Origin of the sequence: Erythrobacter mangrovi (assembly GCF_013260645.1) — a bacterium.
GTDB classification, from domain to species: Bacteria; Pseudomonadota; Alphaproteobacteria; order Sphingomonadales; family Sphingomonadaceae; genus Qipengyuania; species Qipengyuania mangrovi.
Genome location: NZ_CP053921.1, coordinates 205,623 through 224,909 on the forward strand (window position 1 = coordinate 205,623; position 19,287 = coordinate 224,909).

General features: G+C 64.8%; 21 protein-coding genes and 1 tRNA gene. 15 read left to right on the forward strand and 7 right to left on the reverse strand.

Annotated elements, in window-relative coordinates; translation table 11 throughout:
* Window positions 1-56: 56 nt before the first annotated feature.
* Both HQR01_RS01085 and HQR01_RS01090 read left to right on the forward strand, forming a co-directional pair.
* Window positions 57-132, forward strand: a tRNA-Val gene (locus HQR01_RS01085).
* A 121-nt stretch (window positions 133-253) separates the two neighbouring features.
* Entirely contained in the window at window positions 254-1,537 is a 1,284-nt protein-coding gene (locus tag HQR01_RS01090; RefSeq protein WP_325064552.1) for an FAD-dependent oxidoreductase, read from the forward strand.
* Here HQR01_RS01090 and HQR01_RS01095 read toward each other — a convergent pair.
* Window positions 1,438-2,013 carry a TlpA family protein disulfide reductase gene (locus tag HQR01_RS01095; protein ID WP_173211964.1) on the reverse strand — a complete coding sequence of 192 codons (576 nt, stop codon included), beginning with the start codon at window positions 2,011-2,013 and terminating at the stop codon, window positions 1,438-1,440. The genes HQR01_RS01090 and HQR01_RS01095 overlap by 100 nt on opposite strands.
* Between HQR01_RS01095 and argH the strand changes: the two genes are divergently transcribed.
* From argH to HQR01_RS01125, 6 genes are all read left to right on the forward strand, one after another.
* A complete protein-coding gene (argH, locus tag HQR01_RS01100; RefSeq protein ID WP_173211965.1) occupies window positions 2,012-3,388 on the forward strand; it encodes an argininosuccinate lyase in 1,377 nt (458 codons plus the stop codon). The two genes, HQR01_RS01095 and argH, sit on opposite strands and share 2 nt — an antisense overlap.
* A complete protein-coding gene (locus HQR01_RS01105) occupies window positions 3,389-3,625 on the forward strand; it encodes a hypothetical protein (protein ID WP_173211966.1) in 237 nt (78 codons plus the stop codon).
* Window positions 3,626-3,735: 110 nt separating this feature from the next.
* The gene (lysA, locus tag HQR01_RS01110) at window positions 3,736-4,998 is read left to right on the forward strand and encodes a diaminopimelate decarboxylase (protein ID WP_173211967.1); all 1,263 of its coding nucleotides are present in this window, start codon (window positions 3,736-3,738) and stop codon (window positions 4,996-4,998) included.
* Window positions 4,998-5,762 carry a precorrin-2 dehydrogenase/sirohydrochlorin ferrochelatase family protein gene (locus HQR01_RS01115; protein ID WP_173211968.1) on the forward strand — a complete coding sequence of 255 codons (765 nt, stop codon included), beginning with the start codon at window positions 4,998-5,000 and terminating at the stop codon, window positions 5,760-5,762. The genes lysA and HQR01_RS01115 overlap by 1 nt, the downstream gene beginning before the upstream one ends.
* Window positions 5,763-5,793: 31 nt before the next feature.
* Window positions 5,794-6,255, forward strand: a complete 462-nt coding sequence (locus HQR01_RS01120; RefSeq protein ID WP_173211969.1) for an SAM-dependent methyltransferase — start codon at window positions 5,794-5,796, stop codon at window positions 6,253-6,255.
* 5 nt (window positions 6,256-6,260) lie between these two features.
* Window positions 6,261-6,788, forward strand: a complete 528-nt coding sequence (locus tag HQR01_RS01125; RefSeq protein WP_173211970.1) for an AAA family ATPase — start codon at window positions 6,261-6,263, stop codon at window positions 6,786-6,788.
* A 1-nt stretch (window position 6,789) separates the two neighbouring features.
* On the opposite strand, the gene HQR01_RS01130 is transcribed toward HQR01_RS01125, so the two are convergent.
* On the reverse strand, window positions 6,790-7,767 hold the full coding sequence (locus tag HQR01_RS01130) for a helix-turn-helix domain-containing protein (RefSeq protein ID WP_173211971.1): 978 nt from the start codon (window positions 7,765-7,767) through the stop codon (window positions 6,790-6,792).
* 124 nt (window positions 7,768-7,891) lie between these two features.
* Between HQR01_RS01130 and HQR01_RS01135 the strand changes: the two genes are divergently transcribed.
* Both HQR01_RS01135 and HQR01_RS01140 read left to right on the forward strand, forming a co-directional pair.
* Window positions 7,892-8,449, forward strand: a complete 558-nt coding sequence (locus HQR01_RS01135) for an RNA polymerase sigma factor (RefSeq protein WP_173211972.1) — start codon at window positions 7,892-7,894, stop codon at window positions 8,447-8,449.
* Complete coding sequence (locus HQR01_RS01140) at window positions 8,446-8,820, forward strand: DUF6768 family protein (RefSeq protein ID WP_173211973.1); 375 nt, start codon at window positions 8,446-8,448, stop codon at window positions 8,818-8,820. The genes HQR01_RS01135 and HQR01_RS01140 overlap by 4 nt, the downstream gene beginning before the upstream one ends.
* On the opposite strand, the gene HQR01_RS01145 is transcribed toward HQR01_RS01140, so the two are convergent.
* The gene (locus tag HQR01_RS01145) at window positions 8,817-9,326 is read right to left on the reverse strand and encodes a L,D-transpeptidase family protein (RefSeq protein WP_173211974.1); all 510 of its coding nucleotides are present in this window, start codon (window positions 9,324-9,326) and stop codon (window positions 8,817-8,819) included. The two genes, HQR01_RS01140 and HQR01_RS01145, sit on opposite strands and share 4 nt — an antisense overlap.
* A 26-nt stretch (window positions 9,327-9,352) precedes the next feature.
* Entirely contained in the window at window positions 9,353-10,642 is a 1,290-nt protein-coding gene (locus tag HQR01_RS01150) for an adenylosuccinate synthase (protein ID WP_173211975.1), read from the reverse strand.
* A gap of 166 nt (window positions 10,643-10,808) precedes the next feature.
* On the opposite strand from HQR01_RS01150, the gene HQR01_RS01155 reads away from it, so the two are divergent.
* Window positions 10,809-11,672: an alpha/beta hydrolase gene (locus HQR01_RS01155; protein WP_173211976.1), complete on the forward strand. Its 864-nt coding sequence runs from the start codon at window positions 10,809-10,811 to the stop codon at window positions 11,670-11,672.
* A gap of 12 nt (window positions 11,673-11,684) precedes the next feature.
* Here HQR01_RS01155 and HQR01_RS01160 read toward each other — a convergent pair whose 3' ends face one another.
* The gene (locus HQR01_RS01160) at window positions 11,685-12,611 is read right to left on the reverse strand and encodes a hypothetical protein (RefSeq protein WP_173211977.1); all 927 of its coding nucleotides are present in this window, start codon (window positions 12,609-12,611) and stop codon (window positions 11,685-11,687) included.
* A gap of 66 nt (window positions 12,612-12,677) precedes the next feature.
* Here HQR01_RS01160 and HQR01_RS01165 point away from each other — a divergent pair, with 66 nt between their 5' ends.
* From HQR01_RS01165 to HQR01_RS01180, 4 genes are all read left to right on the forward strand, one after another.
* On the forward strand, window positions 12,678-13,175 hold the full coding sequence (locus HQR01_RS01165; protein ID WP_234030208.1) for an RrF2 family transcriptional regulator: 498 nt from the start codon (window positions 12,678-12,680) through the stop codon (window positions 13,173-13,175).
* A 35-nt stretch (window positions 13,176-13,210) separates the two neighbouring features.
* Window positions 13,211-14,161 (forward strand): oxygen-dependent tRNA uridine(34) hydroxylase TrhO, encoded by a 951-nt coding sequence (gene trhO / locus HQR01_RS01170; protein ID WP_173211978.1) that lies wholly within the window; start codon window positions 13,211-13,213, stop codon window positions 14,159-14,161.
* 139 nt (window positions 14,162-14,300) lie between these two features.
* Entirely contained in the window at window positions 14,301-15,230 is a 930-nt protein-coding gene (locus HQR01_RS01175) for an inorganic phosphate transporter (protein WP_234030334.1), read from the forward strand.
* Between the two features lie 165 nt (window positions 15,231-15,395).
* Window positions 15,396-16,442 carry a DUF5694 domain-containing protein gene (locus tag HQR01_RS01180; RefSeq protein ID WP_173211979.1) on the forward strand — a complete coding sequence of 349 codons (1,047 nt, stop codon included), beginning with the start codon at window positions 15,396-15,398 and terminating at the stop codon, window positions 16,440-16,442.
* Between the two features lie 9 nt (window positions 16,443-16,451).
* Here the strand turns inward: HQR01_RS01180 and HQR01_RS01185 are convergent, their stop codons facing one another.
* Together HQR01_RS01185 and serA are read right to left on the reverse strand one after the other, a co-directional pair.
* A complete protein-coding gene (locus tag HQR01_RS01185; protein ID WP_173211980.1) occupies window positions 16,452-17,567 on the reverse strand; it encodes an ATP phosphoribosyltransferase regulatory subunit in 1,116 nt (371 codons plus the stop codon).
* 28 nt (window positions 17,568-17,595) lie between these two features.
* Window positions 17,596-19,179: a phosphoglycerate dehydrogenase gene (gene serA, locus HQR01_RS01190; RefSeq protein WP_173211981.1), complete on the reverse strand. Its 1,584-nt coding sequence runs from the start codon at window positions 19,177-19,179 to the stop codon at window positions 17,596-17,598.
* Window positions 19,180-19,287 lie beyond the last annotated feature (108 nt).

Below are 19,287 nucleotides of genomic sequence, written 5' to 3' on the forward strand. Positions count from 1 at the left end.
GGCAATTGATTTTAAAGGCGAGGCTGCTAGAGGGCGCCCACCCAAGGGATTCCCGGGGGCGCTTAGCTCAGTTGGTAGAGCATCTCGTTTACACCGAGAGGGTCGGCGGTTCGAGCCCGTCAGCGCCCACCATTTACGGTCGCACGGATCCCTCCAGGGGGCGAAAATACAGCGGTTCTGACAAGCGACGGCGAAGGGCAGGCATCGCCCGGCGTGGCGGGAGGGTTCTATCCGGAACACCTATGACATCGGAATCGCGGGATGCGGACCTGCCGGCCTGGCTGCGGCCCTGCTGCTCCAGCGCGATGGCCATCGGGTCACCCTCTACGAGCGATTCGAAACGCCCAGGCCGCTCGGTTCGGGGCTCATGCTGCAACCGTCGGGCGTGGCGGTGTTGGACAGGCTGGGCCTCGCCGAAACAGTCGCCCAGCGCGGCGCCCGAATCGACGCACTGCTGGGGATTGAGGAACATGGGCGCATCGCACTCGACGCGCCCTACGCAAAACTTGGCGTAGCGAACGCCTTTGGTGTCGGCATTCACCGGGCAAGCCTGTTCAGCGTGCTTTACGACGCCACGCTTGCCCAGGGCATCGAAATCCGGACGGGTCACGAGGTCGTGACGAGCCGTTCCAACGAGCATGGTCGATGTCTTGTCTTCTCCGACGACACGCAGTCGGACACGCATGACCTGATCGTCGATGCCAGCGGGTGGGCTTCCAGAATCGAAGAGGGCGAACAGCGCGGCCTGCTGCCTTTCGGCGCCTTATGGGCCAGCATTCCAGTCACGACCGATGATCCGCATGCGCGCAACCTGCTCGAACAACGCTATCGGCGCGCATCGCAGATGGTCGGCGTGCTGCCGATCGGGTCGCGTGCCGAAGGATCCTCACAGGAAGTCGCCTTCTTCTGGTCGCTGCGCCGGGACGACCATGCCCAATGGCGCAAGAGGCCGCTCGGAGATTGGAAGGACGAGGTCCGCAGGCTGTGGCCTCAGGTCGAGTTCCTGCTCGACCGGCTTTCCTCACACGACGATCTGACCTTTGCCCGCTACGCACACCGCACCGCCCGAAAGGCCCACGGCGACCGCCTGGTTCGCATCGGCGATGCCTGGCACTCGGCCAGCCCCCAATTGGGCCAGGGCGCGAATATGGCTCTGCTCGATGCCTGGGCGTTGGCCACCGGTCTGCGCGAAGGCCGCTCGGTGGCAGAAGGCATTCGCCTCACCACTCGCTGGCGGCGCGAACATGTCGCGCTCTACCAGTTCGTCACCGCCGCCTTCACACCGATGTTCCAGTCCGACCTAGCCCTCTGGCCATGGCTGCGAGACCGAATGATGGCGCCGCTGTCGCGCCTTGGCCCGGTGGCGCGAATCCAGGCGCAGCTGATGAGCGGATTGTTCGGCTGGCCCCTGCAATCGCTGGGGCTCGACCTGCCAGACTATTCCGCAATCGCCTCATCGATGGCCGCACGGGCTTCCTCGCCCGCCCAGTCGAACTCACCGGTAACCCGCCAGACTTCCTGCCCTGCGGCGTCATAGAGCACGGTCGTCGGCAGTACCGCGCCGCCCAGCGCGAAGCCGAGCTCCGCCTCGGGATCGAGCCAGGGCTCGAGCTGCTTGAAGCCGCCGGTGGCAAAGAACGGCACGACCTTCTCCGCCCCCTGCATGTCCTGGCTCACTGTCACGACGCGCAGTCGCTCGCCATATTCCGCCGCGAGCGCATCGAGCTGTGGCATTTCCTTGACACAGGGTGCGCACCAGGTCGCCCACAGGTTGAGCAGTACCGGCTGCCCCTGCAGGGCTCCGAGATTGAGCTGTTGCCCATCGGGATCGGTCAGGCTGGCAGTCGGCATCAGCATGCCGGCCTGGCTGCGATCGATCTCTCCGGTTGCGGCGGCCTTAGTGCTGCTTTCTTGCGCCGCGTCCGGTGCGCCCCTATCGCATGCGGCGAGCGACAGGCCGAGGAAGATTGCGAGCGTGAGCGAAAAACGGGACAATAGCGGTTCCAATAGCATGTGGGGCGGCAGGTTTGCCGAGGGCCCTAGCGCGATCATGCGCGAAATCAACGCCTCGATCCCCTTCGACAAGGCGTTGTGGCGGCAGGACATTGCCGCGTCCAAGGCGCATGTCGCGATGTTGGGTGCGCAGGGCATCGTCAGCGCCGAGGACGCCAGGCGCATCGCCGAAGGCCTCGATCTTGTCGCCGCGGAATATGAGCGTGACGGGGTGCCCGAGGACTGGGATCTCGAAGACATTCACATGACGACCGAGAGCCGTCTGGCCGAACTGATCGGTGCCGCGGCCGGGCGGTTGCACACTGCGCGTAGCCGCAACGACCAGGTGGCGACCGATTTCCGCCTGTGGGTGCGCGATGCGATGGACCAAGCCGATGCCGGGCTCGAAGCGCTGCAGCGCGCGCTGGTCACCCGCGCCGGCGAACACGCAGCCAGCATCATGCCCGGCTTCACCCATTTGCAGACCGCCCAGCCGGTCACGCTTGGCCACCATCTGATGGCCTATTACGAGATGATCCGGCGGGATCGCAGCCGCTTCGCCGATGCGCGTGCACGGATGAACGAAAGTCCGCTCGGCAGCGCCGCGCTGGCAGGAACCGGCTTCCCGATCGATCGGGAGGCGACTACCGCGGCGCTCGGCTTCGATCGCCCCACGCGCAACAGCCTCGATGCGGTGTCCGACCGCGACTTCGCGCTCGATTACCTGATGGCGGCGAGCCAATGTGCGCTCCACCTCAGCCGACTGGCGGAAGAATTCATCATCTGGGCCAGCCAGCCTTTCGGCTTCGTCAAGCTGCCCGACAGCCTATCGACCGGCAGCTCGATCATGCCGCAGAAGAAGAACCCCGACGCCGCCGAACTGGTGCGTGGTCATGCCGGCCGGGTGATCGGCTGCGCAACCGCGCTGATGATCACCATGAAAGGCCTGCCGCTTGCCTATTCGAAGGACATGCAGGATGACAAGCCGCCGGTCTTCGAAGCGGCAAGCCTGCTGGCGCTGAGCATTGCGGCGATGACCGGAATGGTGGCCGATACGACGTTCGTCACCGCACGCATGCGACAGGCGGCAGAGCTGGGCTATGCCACTGCCACCGACCTGGCGGACTGGCTGGTGCGCGAAGCCGACGTCCCCTTCCGCGAGGCGCACCATATCACCGGTGCCGCAGTGAAGCGGGCCGAGGCGGACGGCGTGGCGCTCGACCAGCTGCCGCTCAACGTCCTGCAGGAAATCGACTCGCGGATCGACGAGCGAGTCTATACGGCGCTGTCGGTCGATGCTTCGGTTGCTTCGCGTTCTTCCTATGGCGGGACGGCACCCAAGGAAGTAGAGGCGCGGGTCGCAGAGGCGCGCAAGGCGCTGGGAATGGATGTTTGAATGAGACAGATACTGGCCCTTGTCGCGCTCGTATTCCTCGCCGCCTGCGGCTCCAAGGCAGCGCTCGAGCCTGCTCCCGATGCGGCATTGCCCCCGGCACCCTTTGGTGCGGAAGCGCAGCCGAGCGCCGAGGAACTGCTCGCGCAGCAACCGCAAGCCGCACCCGACCGGACGGTGGAGCTGCGGCGGCGCTCGGAAGAGCGTGAGGACGATCCATTCGACCTGCCCCCGGAATAGGCGACCCATACGGGGCAGATCGCATCGAACCTGCGCAGCGTAGGCGAGATAGGTCCGAAGCAATCTAACCTGTCTCGACTTCGCGCGATACGAAGGGCTAAGCGGCGCGCATGGACCATTTCCAGCTTCGCAACGGCGTGATGCATGCCGAAGACGTGCCCCTGCCGCGCATCGCGGAGGAGGTTGGCACGCCGGTCTATGTCTATTCGCGCGCTACGCTTGCGCGCCATGCCCGCGTCTTTCGCGAGGCACTGGCCGGTCTCGACAATCCCCACATCGCCTTCGCGGTGAAAGCCAACCCGAACCTTGCGGTGCTCAAGGTGCTGGCCAACGAAGGCTACGGCGCCGATGTGGTCTCCGGCGGCGAGCTGACCCGTGCCCTGGCGGCGGGGATGAAGGCCGAGGATGTGGTCTTTTCAGGCGTGGGCAAGACCCATGCCGAGCTGGTGCAGGGCCTCGAGGCAGGAATCGGCCAGTTCAATATCGAAAGCGAGGAAGAGGGCTTCGAGCTTGCGGCCATCGCCCGGCGGATGGGACTTCGGGCCGCCTGCGCGCTGCGGGTCAATCCCGATGTCGATGCCCGCACGCACGAGAAGATCTCGACCGGCAAGCGCGAAAACAAGTTCGGCGTCCCGCTCGATCGCGCGGCGGAGATCTATGCCCGCCTGGCCGACGAGGACGGCTTGGAGATGCGCGGCATCGCGGTCCACATCGGCAGCCAGCTGGCCGATCTCGAGCCGCTTGAAACCGCCTTCGGCAAGGTCGGCACCCTGATCGCAGAACTGCGCGCCAAGGGCTGCACTGTCACCCATGCCGATCTCGGTGGCGGGCTCGGCGTGCCTTACAAGGCCGGGGAAATCCTGCCCTCGCCGGCCGAATACGGCGCCATGGTCGCTCGCGTCACCACCGGATGGGGCGTGCGGCTAATGTTCGAACCGGGCCGCGTAATCGCGGGCAATGCCGGTGTGCTGCTGACCCGCGTTATCCGCTCCAAGCGCAGCGGTAACGGCCCGCCCTTCGTGGTGGTCGACGCGGCGATGAACGATCTTGCCCGGCCGGCAATGTACGGCGCCTGGCACGATTTCGAGGCGGTCGAGCCGACCGGCGAGCGGATGACCGCACATATCGTCGGCCCGATCTGCGAGACCGGCGATACCTTTGCGATGGATCGCGAATGCGATGCCATCGGCGCAGGCGACCTTGCCGTGTTCCGCACGGCTGGCGCCTATGGCGCGACGATGGCTTCATCGTACAACTCGCGCGGCTTCGTGGCCGAAGTCCTGGTCGATGGAGACCGCTACGCTGTGGTGGCCGATCGTCTCGCGCCTGCTGCGATCATGGATGCAGAGCGCGTGCCGGAGTGGTTGGCCTGATGCATTCGCTCCCTCTCTTCCACCGGATCGCGGGACAGCGCGTGGTGGTGGTCGGGCAGGGAGAGATGGCCGAGGCCAAGGCGCGGCTGGTCACCCGCGCGGGCGGCATCCCCTGTGCGGAGACCGAGGCGCATCACGCAAAGCTGGCCTTCGTCGCGCTGGAGGATCCGCGCGCTGCGGAAGCGGCCGCAATGCGGCTCAAGCGGGCGGGCCTGCTGGTCAATGTCGCCGATCGGCCCGAGCTCTGCGATTTCACCCTGCCCTCGATCCTCGACCGCGACCCGGTGCTGGTGGCGGTGAGCACGGGCGGAGCCTCGGCGGGGTTGGCAAAGCATCTGCGGTTGCGGCTCGAACGATTGCTGCCCGAGAGGCTTGGCACACTGGCCCGCGCGCTGGACAGGGCACGCGAGGCAATCCGGGCACGCTACCCCAAAGCCGACGAACGCCGCCGCGCGCTCGACGAAGCCTTGGGTGAAGGCGGCCTGCTCGACCCGTTCGATGCGAGCAGCACGGAGCGGGTTGATGGCTGGCTGGCCGGTGAGGCCGTTGCATCGACCGGCGGCCTGGTGGAATTCACGCTGACGGGAAGCGATCCCGAAGACCTGACACTGCGACAGGCGCGACTGCTCGGCATGGCCGACACCGTACTTCACGATCCGCAAGTACCCGAAGCGATCCTGGTGCGCGCCCGGGCCGACGCCACGCGCCGCGCCCTGCCCTGCGATCCGCCTGAAGAGGGGCTGACCGTCATCCTCCGCATCTGAGCGTTGTTCATTTCATGGGAAGCCTGCCGTCATGGACTACACCGTCACCCCCATCGGATACGTGCGCGGAGGCCGGTCGGAAGCGGTGGACGATGATTGGGGCAAGGAACGCGCGGTGATCGAGCTCGATACGAGCCGCTTCGGCCCTGAGGCACTCGCCGGACTTGCCGATTTCAGCCATGCCGAGGTGATCTTCCTGTTCGACAGGGTGGCACCGGAGAAGATCGAGACCGGTGCGCGACATCCGCGTAATCGCAAGGACTGGCCGCTGGTTGGCATCTTTGCCCAGCGCGGCAAGAACCGGCCGAACCGGATCGGCCTGACCACCTGTGGCATCGTCAGCGTCGACGGCACGCGGATTGAAGTGGCGGGGCTCGACGCGATCGACGGTACCCCGGTGCTCGATATCAAGCCGCTGATGCGCGAATTCCAGCCACGCGGCGAACAGCGCCAACCCGCTTGGGCGAGCGAACTGATGGAAGGATACTGGTAGGGACGATGCTGGTCATCCTGTCCGGATGCTCGGGTGGCGGCAAGACCACGCTGATCGAAGAACTAGCGCGGCGCGGCTATACGATCATGCCTGAGCCTGGATTACGAATCGTGCGCGAGGAGCGGGAGAACGGCGGTAGCGCCCTGCCCTGGATCGACCCTGCGGCCTTTGCCCGGCGCGCGGTGGAAATGGCCCGCAACGACCTGCCATCGGCCAGCAGTTCCGGTGGCCCAGTGTTCTTCGATCGCGGATTGATCGATGCGGTCGCAGCACTGGAGTTCGCGACCGGTGAAGACCATGCCGCGGCCTATCCGAAGCCCGGCGTATTCTGCCGTACCGCTTTCCTGGTTCCGCCCTGGCCCGAACACTTCCACCAATCGGTGGAACGGCAACACGGCATGAGCGAAGCCGTGGGCGAGTACGAGCGCTTGCTGAAGGTCTATGCGCGGCTCGGTTTCGCGACCGAAATCCTGCCACGCGAACCGGTCGAGCGGCGCGCGGACCGCATCCTTGCGATGATCGGCCTTGCCTGATTTACACCACGACCAAGGTGCCCCGCTCGACGCCAATCTCAGTGAAATAGAGCGCCATCGCATCGGCCGTCGTATCGGCCAGCGCAATGTAGGCGCGGCGGCGGTCGCGTGGGTCAGCGACGCGCACCAGCAGGCCTGCCTCGACCATCTGACCGATCCAGCGCAAGGCCGTGGTCGCCGGGACACCTGACGCGATGCAGAGCGACGTCACGCTAACCTGCAGCCGTTCAGCCCGTGCCGCCGCCAGGTCGAGCAAGATGTCCCATGCCGGATCGGCGAACAGGTCCGGATCGAAGAACCGCGCGCGGGCGTGGCGATGCTTTATAGCCCGCCGGATTACCGCGGCATCGGGCAGGCGCGGGCGTTCCACCGTCCCAGGTCCGGCACCTTGCCCATGGTCTTCGCCGTGCCAGGCTGGAGATGGCGACTCCAGGCGGAATGCACCCCCGCCTGCACGCTGACCGGCAGGCAGCTTCTCCAGCCGCTCGGCAATCCGTCCCACCTGTTCGGTCAGGCGCAGCAGCATCAGCCGGTCTTCTTCGCCCAGTTCGCGCAGGCGCAAATTGGGAACATGCGCCAACACCCGCCCGATCGCGATCACCCGTTCCGACCGGCTTGGATCGACGAGTATCTGCGGGGCCGAAAAGGAGAAACATCCGAACACCGCGTCGAGTGCGCCCATGGTCGTCGACACCACGAGCGCCGATCCCGCCTTGCCTGCCCGCATGTCGAGCCGCGAAAGCAGCGCCAAGGCCTCGGCACTATCTTCCGCGCAGTCTATCAGAACGAGATCGCCCAGCGCGGTGAGTTCCCCCTGAGCATACTCGGCAAGCGAACAGGAATGGAGGATCCGGAAACCCGCCGCTTCGGCATCGTCACGCAACTCGCCGCGAATATGCGCACGGTCCGCCAGCACTGTGACGCCCAATTGGCACCCAGCCCCATCCTGCGCTGGCTCATATTGGAAATCGGCCTGCATCGACTCGCACTCCTCGCCGGATTTGTTGGAACATGATAAGAACATATGAGGGTCATAGCAAGAAGTGGTGCAAAGATTTGCCTCCGGATTGAACCTTTTGCCCGACTGCTGCGACTATCCCCGCATGACAGGTCCGAACGCCTCCGCGACCCAAGCCGAGCGGCTTTATGACGAGTTGCTGGTAACCCTGACCCAGGCAGGCGACCGGGCCGCGGCGAACCGCCTGGCGGCGCGCTGGCAGCCGCGCCTTGCACGCACTGCGAGGCGACTGCTGGGAGATCGCGAAGCGGCGCTGGGTGCCGTGCAGGATAGCTGGGTGGCGATCCTGCGCGGGATCGGTGGCCTGCGAAATCCGGCCCGCTTTGCGCCGTGGGCCTTCGGGATCCTTCACCGGCACTGCGTCGACCGTATCCGCCGCAATCAGGCGCGGCGCGGTCGCGAGGACGAGCTCGAAAGCGAGCCCAGGGCCACAGGCGGCGCGGTCGATGAGGCCCTGGCAATCCGTCAGGCCTTTGCCGCGCTAGCAACCGACCAGCGGATCGCCGCACACCTGTTCTTCGTCGAGGGCCTCACCCTCGCCGAGATTGCCGAGGTGCAGGAGGTGCCACTGGGCACCGCCAAGTCGCGCCTCTTCCATGCTCGCCGCCAGTTGAAGGCGGCCCTATCCGGAGACGTCCCATGACGACCATCGACGACCGTATCCGCGGCGCCCTCGACGAGGACGATCGCGCCTTCCTTGCTTCACTGGACAATTCGCGCGGGCTGTTCACGCAGCTTGGCGACAGCCTTGGCGGGCCCTTGGGTGGCTGGGCCAAGCTGGTCTTTGCCATGACCTTCGTCATGGCGGCGGCAATGTTCTATTGCGTGTGGCAGATGTTCGCCGCCAGCGAGCTCCGCGAAACGATCCTGTGGGCCACCGGCACCGTGGCGCTGGTGATGTCCATCGGCTTCCTCAAGGATTGGCTGTTCAGCCGCATGAACATGTTCACGATCCTGCGCGAGGTGAAGCGCCTCCAGGTGCAGGTAGCGTTGCTCGAAAGCGAGCGGGACTAGGGCCTGATCTCGATCGGGGTACCGTCGGGCACCAGGCTCCACAGCTCGGCGATCTCGGCATTGATCATCGCGATGCAGCCATCGGTCCAGTCACCTGGCATGCGCACTCCATCGGGCACCCCATTGGGCTGGCCGTGAATGAAGATCAGGCCACCCGGGCTGCGCCCCTGGCTTTGCGCAAAGTCGCTGTCCGCCGCATTCGGGTAGTCGATATGGAGCGAGAGGTAGTAGCTCGAGTTCGGATTGCCGTAGTCGATGGTATAGCGGCCCTCGGGCGTGCGCTCGTCGCCCTCGAAGCGCTTGTGACCCTTCGGGGCATCGCCGAACTGCAGGCTGCGATAGGTGCGGATCACATCGCTACCCTGGTAGACCCAAAGCGTGCGTTCCGATTTGTCGACCAACAGGAAATCCGCGAGCTCACCGACCTGCGCTTCCTGCGCTCGCGCACTTGGCACAGGCGAGCAGTCGGCCAGCACGAACAGAAGCAAGGGCGCAAGGATCCGCATCGCGCCACCCTAGCGCGAAACCGGCCTCAATCCATGAAGGGATCGCGCACCAGGATAGTATCCTCGCGTTCCGGGCTGGTGCTGACCAGCGCCACTGGCGTTTCGATCAGTTCTTGCACGCGCTGGATATACTTGATCGCCTGCGCGGGCAGGTCGGCCCACGAACGCGCCCCGGCAGTGGTTTCCTGCCAGCCGTCCATCTCTTCATAGATCGGCTCGACATTGGCCTGATCGGCGGCATGGCTGGGGAAGTAGTCGAGGATCTTGCCGCCCAGGCGATAGCCGGTGCAGATCTTCACCGTCTCGAAGCCGTCGAGCACGTCGAGCTTGGTCAGCGCGATGCCGGTAACGCCGCTGATCGCACAGCTCTGGCGCACCAGCACCGCGTCGAACCAGCCGCAGCGACGCTTGCGACCGGTGACGGTGCCGAATTCGTGCCCGCGCTCACCCAGTTTCTGGCCGGTCTCGTCATCGAGCTCGGTCGGGAAAGGACCGCTGCCGACGCGGGTGGTATAGGCCTTGACGATGCCCAGCACGAAGCCGGTCGAGTTCGGACCGAGGCCCGAACCGCTGGCGGCGGTGCCGCTGACCGTGTTCGAGCTGGTTACGAAGGGATAGGTGCCGTGATCGACGTCGAGCAGCACGCCCTGCGCGCCTTCGAACAGGATGCGCGCGCCCGCCTTGCGGACCTTCTTGAGGCGCTTCCACACCGGCTGGGCATATTGCAGCACGAAGGGTGCGATCTCGCGAAGGTCGGCCAGCAAACGTTCGCGATCCACCGGGGGTTCGTCGAAGCCGGCGCGCAGCGCATCGTGGTGCGCGCAGAGGCGGTCCAGTTGGCTGTCGAGTGCATCGAGGTGGGCCAGGTCGCACACGCGGATCGCGCGACGGCCGACCTTGTCCTCATAGGCAGGGCCGATCCCGCGCCCGGTGGTGCCGATCTTGCCCGAACCCGCGGCCGTCTCACGCAACCCGTCGAGGTCCCGGTGGATCGGCAGAATCAGCGGGCAGTTGTCCGCGATGGCAAAATTGTCGGCATTGATGGTGACGCCCTGCCCTTCGAGCTTCTCGATTTCGGCTTTCAGGTGCCACGGATCAAGCACCACGCCGTTGCCGATAATGCTGAGCGTACCAGTGACGATGCCCGAGGGCAGCAGCGAGAGCTTGTAGGTGGTATTGCCGACGACCAGCGTATGACCGGCATTGTGCCCACCCTGGAAACGGACGACGGCGTCGGCACGGCTGGCGAGCCAGTCGACGATCTTGCCCTTGCCCTCATCGCCCCATTGGGCGCCGATCACGGTTACATTGGCCATATGCGGGAAACCTGCCTGTCACAGTGACACAAACGCGTGCGCGCCTAGGCTGTCCGCGCCGCGAGGGCAAGCAATCCCGCGCGACAATCGGCGACAAACCGAGACTGGAAAATCTATCGGGCGCCATGCCATCACTGCGCCGAGCCGATTGCGTGAGAATTTCACCATGAGAAGACGTGTGATTGCTTCGCTGCTTGCCCTCAGCCTGGTTGGAGGAAGCGTCTCCACCGTGGCCGCCGAACGGCGCTCGCCGGCGCCTTCCGAAATTTCGTATGGCAAGGACCGGCTGCAGCGGGTCGACGTGTGGCCCGGTGCCGCAAAAGGTGCCCCGCTCGTAGTATTCGTCCATGGCGGCGGGTGGAAGCGCGGCGACAAATCGATGATGAAGGAATCGGCCAAGCTCTTGCATTGGCAGGCGCTCGGCTATGCGGTGGCTTCGGTGAACTATCGCCTGGTGCCCGATACGACGGTCGAGCAACAGGCACAGGACGTGGCCGATGCAGTCGCCCTGCTGAAACGCGATGCGGAAAAGCTCGGCTTCGATGGCAAGCGCATCGCGCTGGTCGGGCATAGCGCGGGGGCCCACCTCGTTGCGCTGGTCGGGACCAACCCGAGCTATCTCAGGAAGACTGGCCTATCCTATGCAGACATCGTCGGTGTCGTGCCGCTCGATGGAGCTGCCTATGACGTGCCCGCGCAGATGGGCGAGAATGCACGGCTGATGGGAGATACCTATCAGCAGGCCTTCGGCACCGATCCCGATCGCCAACGGGCCCTGTCGCCGACCTTCCACGCCGCCGCACCCAATGCCCCCGCCTTCCTGATCCTGCATGTCCAGCGAAAGGACGGTGCGAGCCAATCGCGCGCGCTTGCCGCAGCGCTGACGAAGGCTGGGACCGCAGCGCAGGTGCAGGGCTTTGCCGGGCGCGGCCTGCGCGGCCATATGGAGATCAATCGCAAGCTCGGCGAAAGCGACTACCCTGCGACTCCCGTTGTCGACGCCTGGCTGGCCGCCCGCTTCGCACAGTAGCCAGCCAGCGCCTCATGCCATGCGCGGGATGGTACAGGCCGAAGCGTAGCCCAGCCCGCGCTTGATCGCCGGGAACAACCGCCCGCTGGCCGCGCCCAGCGACAGCTCGGTGCGCACCTTGCGACCGTACTTCGCCTCGATCTGTTCACCCAGCTCGGCAGCCGTAGCAACATCGCCCGAGGCGATGGCTGCACCGAAATTGTACGCCAGCTCGTCTTCCACATGATCGGGCCGGCCCATCAGGGCATTCTGGATACGCTGGTTGTCGATCCCGTCGGCCAGCGCGAACTGCCTGACGATTTCGACACAGGGGCCGCAATCTTCCGCGCGGGTCGAACCGAGGCGCGCCATGTGTAGCAAGGCGGCAGGCGCATGATAGCGATGGCCGGAAAGCAGCATGGCGTGCTGGAATTTCTCCGTTGCGAACCCGCCGGCGGCATCGAGGTCGTCGATATAGGGTTCACCGTCGCCCGCCACCTTGTGCATTATCGAAAGAAACAGCTTCTTGGGCAGCGGAACGGGCGAGGCCCGCTGGCGACCGAGTTGCACCGCCACGGCGATGAGCGCCAGGAGCGGCGGGCCGAGCACGCCCGGCACATCCTGCCAGAATACGTCGGGCGCGCAGATGCCCGTCATGACCTCGTAGATATGGAAGCCACCGTGCGCGGCCAGCCATGAGATACCGATCAGCGCCGCGCCCCAGCGCAGCGCCAGATTCGCTGCTGCATAGCCGAGCACCGCCCCCGAGATGAGATAGGCCAGGCCGATGTCGCCGATGAAGTGGCGGTTGGCCGGCCCGGTCGCCTGCACCGTATCGATCGACGCGTACCACCCGAGCGGGCCGGTGAGCATGAAGAAGCCGTTGCCGATCGAGAAGAGAGCAACCAGCGCAATCACGGCTTGCATCGCGCGGTCGAGAGCATCAGGTTTGCTAATCACGGGACCACTCCTTATATTCGGATATCAAGTATCCAATTAAAGGAATCATGGCAAGGAACTTTCGCGATGCAGATCAGCAAGGGGGTGGAATGGGCCGCGCATGCCTGCGCCGTGTTGGCACCCCTGTGGCCCGACCGCGGCCTGTCGCTTGCCGCCCTGGCCGAATTCCACGGCGTGCCCGCGCCCTATATGGCCAAGCAGATGCAGGCCCTGGCCCAGGCAGGCATCGTCAAGGGCGGGCGTGGGCGCAGCGGATTCTATGCGCTCGCCAAGGCTCCGGCCGAGATAACCCTGCTCGATATCCTCAAGGCGATCGACGGTGACGAGCCCATGTTTCGGTGCACTGAAATACGCCAGAACGGCCCCTGCGGCAGCAAGCCGGAGGACTGCAGGCTGCCGTGCAGTATCGCCGCCGGTTTCGCCCGTGCGGAAGCCGCCTATCGCGACAGTCTTGCCCGGGTCGACCTGGTCACCCTCAACCGCAGCGTTGCCGCGCAGCTTGGGCTCGATAAGATCATGAGCGCCGGAGCCTGGGTCGCAGAAAACCTACGCTCGCGCCAATAGCGCCGCGCAAGTCGGGCTGCTAAGGGCGCCCCACCATGTCCGACCACACATTCCGCATTGCCGCGCTCTACCAGTTCACGCGGTTCGACGATCCTGCCGCAATCCGGCCCGCACTGCTCGATGCCTGCCTTGCCAACGGCGTGCGCGGCACGCTGCTGCTGGCGCGCGAAGGGATCAACGGCACGATCGCGGGTTTGGACGCTGGCATAGAGGCTGTACTCGATCATATCCGGGGCCTGCCCGGCTGCGCACAGCTGGAAGTCAAGGAATCACGCTCCGTCACCGAACCCTTTCACCGCATGAAGGTACGGCTGAAGAAAGAGATCGTGACGATGGGCCAGCCGGACCTCGACCCGCTTGCCAGGGTCGGCACCTATGTCGCGCCGGAAGACTGGAACGCGCTGATCAGCGAGCCCGAAACCATCCTGATCGACACGCGCAACGATTACGAGGTAGCGATCGGGACCTTTGCCGGGGCAGAGGATCCCAAGACGAAGAGCTTTCGCGAATTCCCCGAATGGTTCCGCCAGCGCCGCGCGGCACTGGAGGCCAAAGGCAAGACCCCGAAGATCGCCATGTTCTGCACCGGCGGAATCCGCTGCGAGAAGTCCACCGCCTTCGTTAAGGCGGAAGGGCTGGAAGAGGTCTATCACCTCAAGGGCGGCATCCTGAACTACCTCGAGCATGTCCCGGCGGAACAAAGCCTATGGCAAGGTGAGTGCTTCGTATTCGACGAGCGCGTCAGCGTCGGTCATGGCCTTACCGTGGGAAACCACGAACTGTGCCGCGCCTGCCGCATGCCGCTGAGTGAAGAGGATCGCGCCTCACCGCAGTTCGAACGCGGGGTCAGCTGCCCGCATTGTTACGCCACCCGTACCGACGAACAGCGCGCCCGCTATGCCGAACGGCAACGGCAAGAGGAGCTGGCGCAGGCGCGCGGCAGCGACCATGTCGGTGCGCAATTTCCCAAGCCTTCGCCCGACTGATCACCCAGATTGGCTGAGCTGAAGCCCCTGAGAATTCCGGGCGCCGCGTAACCATCGACGACCCTGACCGAAAACACCCATTCCCGTCACGGTTTGGGGTTTAGCTATTCTTATCCTGTCACTGCTCGCATTTACCGCTCTGTTTCTCGCCTTCAGCAATGGCGCCAATGACAATTTCAAGGGTTTCGCCACGGTCTGGGGTGCCGCCGCGCTCGAATATCGCAAGGCCCTGATCCTCGCGACGATCGCCACTGTCCTCGGCGGAGTAGCCTCGGTCATCCTGGCGCACGGCCTGATCGATCAGTTCTCGGGCAAGGGATTGGTCGGCAACGAACTGGCCGCCACGCCACGCTTTGCCCTTGCCGTGGCCAGTGGCGCGGCCCTGACGGTGATCCTTGCCACGCGGTTTGGCTTTCCGATCTCTACCACCCATTCCCTCGTCGGCGGGCTGATCGGTGCCGCCCTGGCGCAAAGCAGCGACCCGATCCAGCTCGGCAAGCTGGGCTCGAACTTCATCGTCCCCCTGCTGACCAGCCCGATCATCTCCGCCACGCTGGCATGGCTCATCGTGCTGCTCATCCCCAACGGGGCAAAGTGGTCGAAGAACAGTCCTCCTGCATCGGGGCCCTGGGCGCACCGTGTTCACCTGCTCTCGGCCACCAGTATCTGCTTTGCCCGGGGTGTGAACGACACGCCCAAGCTGGCGGCGCTGCTGGTAGCGGCGTCACTGCTGGACGGTACCATGGCGGCAATAGGCGTGACCGTGGCGATGGGTATCGGCGGCTGGCTCCTGTCGCGCCGCGTCGCCGAAACCATGAGCCACAAGATCAACCGCCTCGATCATGCGCAGGGCATTTCCGCCAACCTCGTCACCGCCAGCCTGGTGCTCTGTGCCAGTCGGCTCGGCCTTCCGGTCTCGACCACCCACGTCTCTGTAGGGTCGATCATCGGTAGTGGCGCGGCTGCGGGCACACTGGATCTTTCCGTGGTGCGGAACATCCTGCTGTCATGGGTGGCAACCTTGCCGATCGCGGCAACGATCGCTTTCCTGGTAGGCTGCGCCACGTAAGGCAGCACTGCCTGTCGCACACGTCTCTCCTTAGATTCAGCAAGCGCTTGCTCCAGGGACCAGGTTGACAGTCAACTGGTGCACTGTATTGATATAGCAATACATATAAAGGGTCAGCCAATGTTACTTCACCGACGCGCACTGCGCGATTTTTGCTGTGTCGCTTTGCTTGCATGGGGGGCCGGCGCCATTGCGCAAGATACGTCGCCAGTCGCCATCGCGGATACTGCTGCCGAAAGTCGTGGTGATCGCAGCGAAGTGCTGGTCCTGGGGGTAGCCCATCTCTCGCAACTCCCGAAGGGTTTCGACCGCCGCCAGCTTGAGCCCTTGCTGGCAAAGCTGAAAGCATGGCAGCCCGAAGCAATCGCGATCGAAGCCTTGTCCGGCGCTCAGTGCGACTATCTGCGCGAATACGACTTTGCCTACTCCGGTTCTGCCGCTGACTATTGCTTTGACCCAACGGCCGCGAGAGAGGCGATCGGCCTTTCGGGTGCGGCGGCATCCGAGGCAATCGAACGAGTGCTCGCAAGCCCTCAAAGGCAGCGGCCGCCAGAAGTGCGTCGCAGGTTGGCCGCATTGTTTCTGGCCGCGGGCGAGCCCAATTCGGCAGTAGTCCAGTGGTTCCGGCTCGATCCCACTGAGCGTCACGCGGACGCCTATCTAACGCCACAGTTGATCGAGATCCTGTCCAAACGAAGCCAATCACTCAATGAAAACGTGTCGATTGGCGCGTTCCTTGCGGCCGAGTTAGGTCTCGAGAAACTTGAATCGGTCGACGATCATACGGGGGACCGTGCGTCAGGTCCGGGCGATGACAAGACATATGCCGCTGAGATCGCCCAGATCTGGGACAATGCCGTTGTCAAGCAACGGATCAAAGACGACGAGCATTGGGATCGGTTGATCGCCAAAGGCGGGTCGATCATTGACTGGTTCCGCTCGCTCAACAGCTTGGAATCGCAACGTCTGGCCGTGGAGAGCGATTTTGCCGCTGCGGCTGCGTCAAAATTGCCGGGCAATAGCGGTCGCCGCTATCTGGCCTATTGGGAGACGCGCAACCTGCGAATGGTCGCCAATATTCGCGAGGTTGTCGGCCCGGGTCGCAAGGTGTTGGCGATCGTGGGTGCCGCACACAAGCCGTACTACGAGCGCTATCTCGGCATGACGAGCGACATAGAGCTGGCCGATATCGAAGAAGTGTTGGCCGACTGACCGCATTGATCAGCTGATCTCATCCGCCTCGTCGCCATCGAGCCGGTGGGTGCAGCCCAGTACCGCCGGATCTTCCTCACCGGTGATCGCGGCGACCGTCCGCCAGCCGATGGCGCGCAAGCGGGCTGCGACGTCGCGGTCGTGGCCAAGGGGCAGGAACAGCACCTTGCGCGCCTCCGCCGGACGGCTGCCCAACGCTTCGAGCAGCGGGTCCATGTAGAGGGAGAAACCGGTCGCGGCTTCTTCGCTGCCCTTGATCGTGTAAGTCCCACCGCGCCCCAGTGCACCACGTGCGCCCTCTCCATAGAGCGTGAAACCGAACCAGCTCTGGTATTCGAAGCCATGGCGTTCGGTCGGGTCGAGCGTGATGCGGGCGCGGGCTCCGATGGTTTCGGCGATGGCACGCAGGCCCGCAATGCGGCTGGCAAGCACCCCACCAACATCGAGCGCAGCCAGCTTCTCGACTGCTTCGGCAAAGGGTCCTGTCGCATAGAGCAGCGGCAAATAGGCTTCGCCCCCGGCTGCCGTGAGCCCGCCAGCATCCTTGGTATCGAGTTCGCGTCGCACTGCTTCGCGCGCAGCGGGATCGAGCGGCAGCGCCTTGTCCGCGAGCGTGTCGACCAGGTCGGGAAGCGTGAAGTCGACTGATATATTGCCGATCCCCGCGCCCTTGAGCGCATCGATCGCAACCGAGACGATCTCGCTTGCCGCGGCAACGCCATCGCTGCCGATCAGTTCGGCACCGAGCTGCAGCCGCTGTCGGGCCGGATCGAGCTGGTCCGCCTTGAGCAGCGCCACGTCCCCGGCATAACACAGTCGCAGCGGGCGCGGAGCAGCGGCCATCACGGTCGCAGCGATGCGCCCGATCTGCACGGTCATGTCGCTACGCAGTGCCAGCGTGCGGAGCGAGTCCGGATCGGTGAAGCGCACCATGCGACGCGTGGCCACGCCTTCCATCCGACCTGCGAGCGACTTCTCGAACTCGACCAGCGGGGGACGTACGCGATCGTAGCCGTGCGCATCCATCGCATCGAGCACGGCACGCATCGCCTCGGTGATCGCCCGCGCGCGTTGCGGAAGGGCGTCTTCGAGGCCGACGGGCAGGAGGTCGTCAGATGAAATCATTGCGCTGCGCCCCCTGCCCCAATGGCGGTCAGAATGCCAGTGGCATGACGACCTTCACGCCTTGCAGCGCGCAAGCCCCCCTGACCACATCCTGCGGGATCGGCTGGTCGACGCTGAGCAACAGCACCGCCTCGCCTCCTGCCTGGCGACGGCCGAGGTGGAAGGTGCCGATGTTGATGCCGTTTTCGCCCAGCAGCGTACCGATACGGCCGATGAAGCCCGGCGCGTCCTCATTGACGATATAGAGCATGTGACCGTCCAGCTCGGCCTCGATGCCGACACCGAAGATCTCGACCAGGCGCGGCGCATCGACACCGAACAGCGTACCGGCGACCGATCGATCGCCCTGTTCGGTACCCACGGTCACGCGGATCAGCGTGTTGTAGGCGCCTTCACGCTCATGTCGGATCGACCGGACATCGAGCCCGCGCTCCTTGGCCAGGAACGGCGCGTTGACCATGTTCACCGTGTCCGAATATTGGCGCATGAAGCCCGCCAGAACCGCACCTTCGATCGGTTTGCCCGACAGTTCGGCCGCCGCGCCTTCGCGCTCGATGCTGATCTTGGTCAGGTTGCCGTGCGCCAACTGGCCGACGAGGCTACCGAGGTTCTCGGCAAGCTTCATGTAGGGCTTGAGCTTCGGCGCTTCCTCGGCGCTCAGTGAGGGCATGTTGAGCGCATTGGTGACGCCGCCGTTGACGAGGTAGTCGGCCATCTGCTCGGCCACCTGCAACGCGACGTTGACCTGCGCTTCGGTGGTGCTCGCCCCAAGATGCGGGGTGCAGATGAAGTTGGGCTTGCCGAACAGCGGGCTGTCCTTGGCCGGTTCTGTCTGGAACACGTCGAGCGCCGCGCCCGCGACCTGGCCGCTGTCGAGCGCGTCAGCCAGCGCCGCCTCGTCGATCAGCCCGCCACGCGCGCAGTTGACGATGCGCACACCCTTCTTGGTCTTGGCGAGGTTTTCGCGGCTGAGGATATTGCGCGTTTCATCGGTCAGCGGCGTGTGCAGCGTGATGAAGTCGGCCTTGGCCAGCAGCGTTTCCAGATCGGCCTTCTCGACGCCCATCTCGACCGCGCGTTCGGGAGTCAGGAAAGGATCGTAGGCGACAACTTTCATCTTCAGGCCGAGCGCGCGACTGGCGACGATCGAACCGATATTGCCTGCGCCGATCAGGCCAAGCGTCTTGCCCGTGACCTCGACGCCCATGAAGTCGTTCTTGGGCCATCCGCCGGCCTGCGTCTTGGCATTGGCTTCGGGGATCTGGCGGGCCAGCGCAAACATCATCGCGATGGCGTGTTCGGCGGTGGTGATCGAGTTGCCGAAAGGCGTGTTCATCACCACCACGCCCTTGGCGCTCGCCGCCGGGATGTCGACGTTGTCGACGCCGATGCCGGCGCGACCGACGACCTTGAGGTTGTCCGCCGCGTCGAGGATTTCCTTGGTTACCTTGGTGGCCGAACGGATGGCCAGGCCATCATACTGGCCGATCACCGCCTTGAGCTCATCAGGCGTCATACCCGGCTTCACGTCGACGTCGCAGCCGCGCTCTTCGAAGATGCGGGCGGCATTGGGGTCCATCTTGTCCGAAATAAGGACTTTGGGCTTGGTCATGGTATTGTCCAATCTTGAATTCTTCATCCCGGACCTGGTCCGGAGACCCCGCCTTGCCGCGGGACTGAGGGGGAAGCGCCCCCGGGCGTGACCCGGGGTGGCGCAATT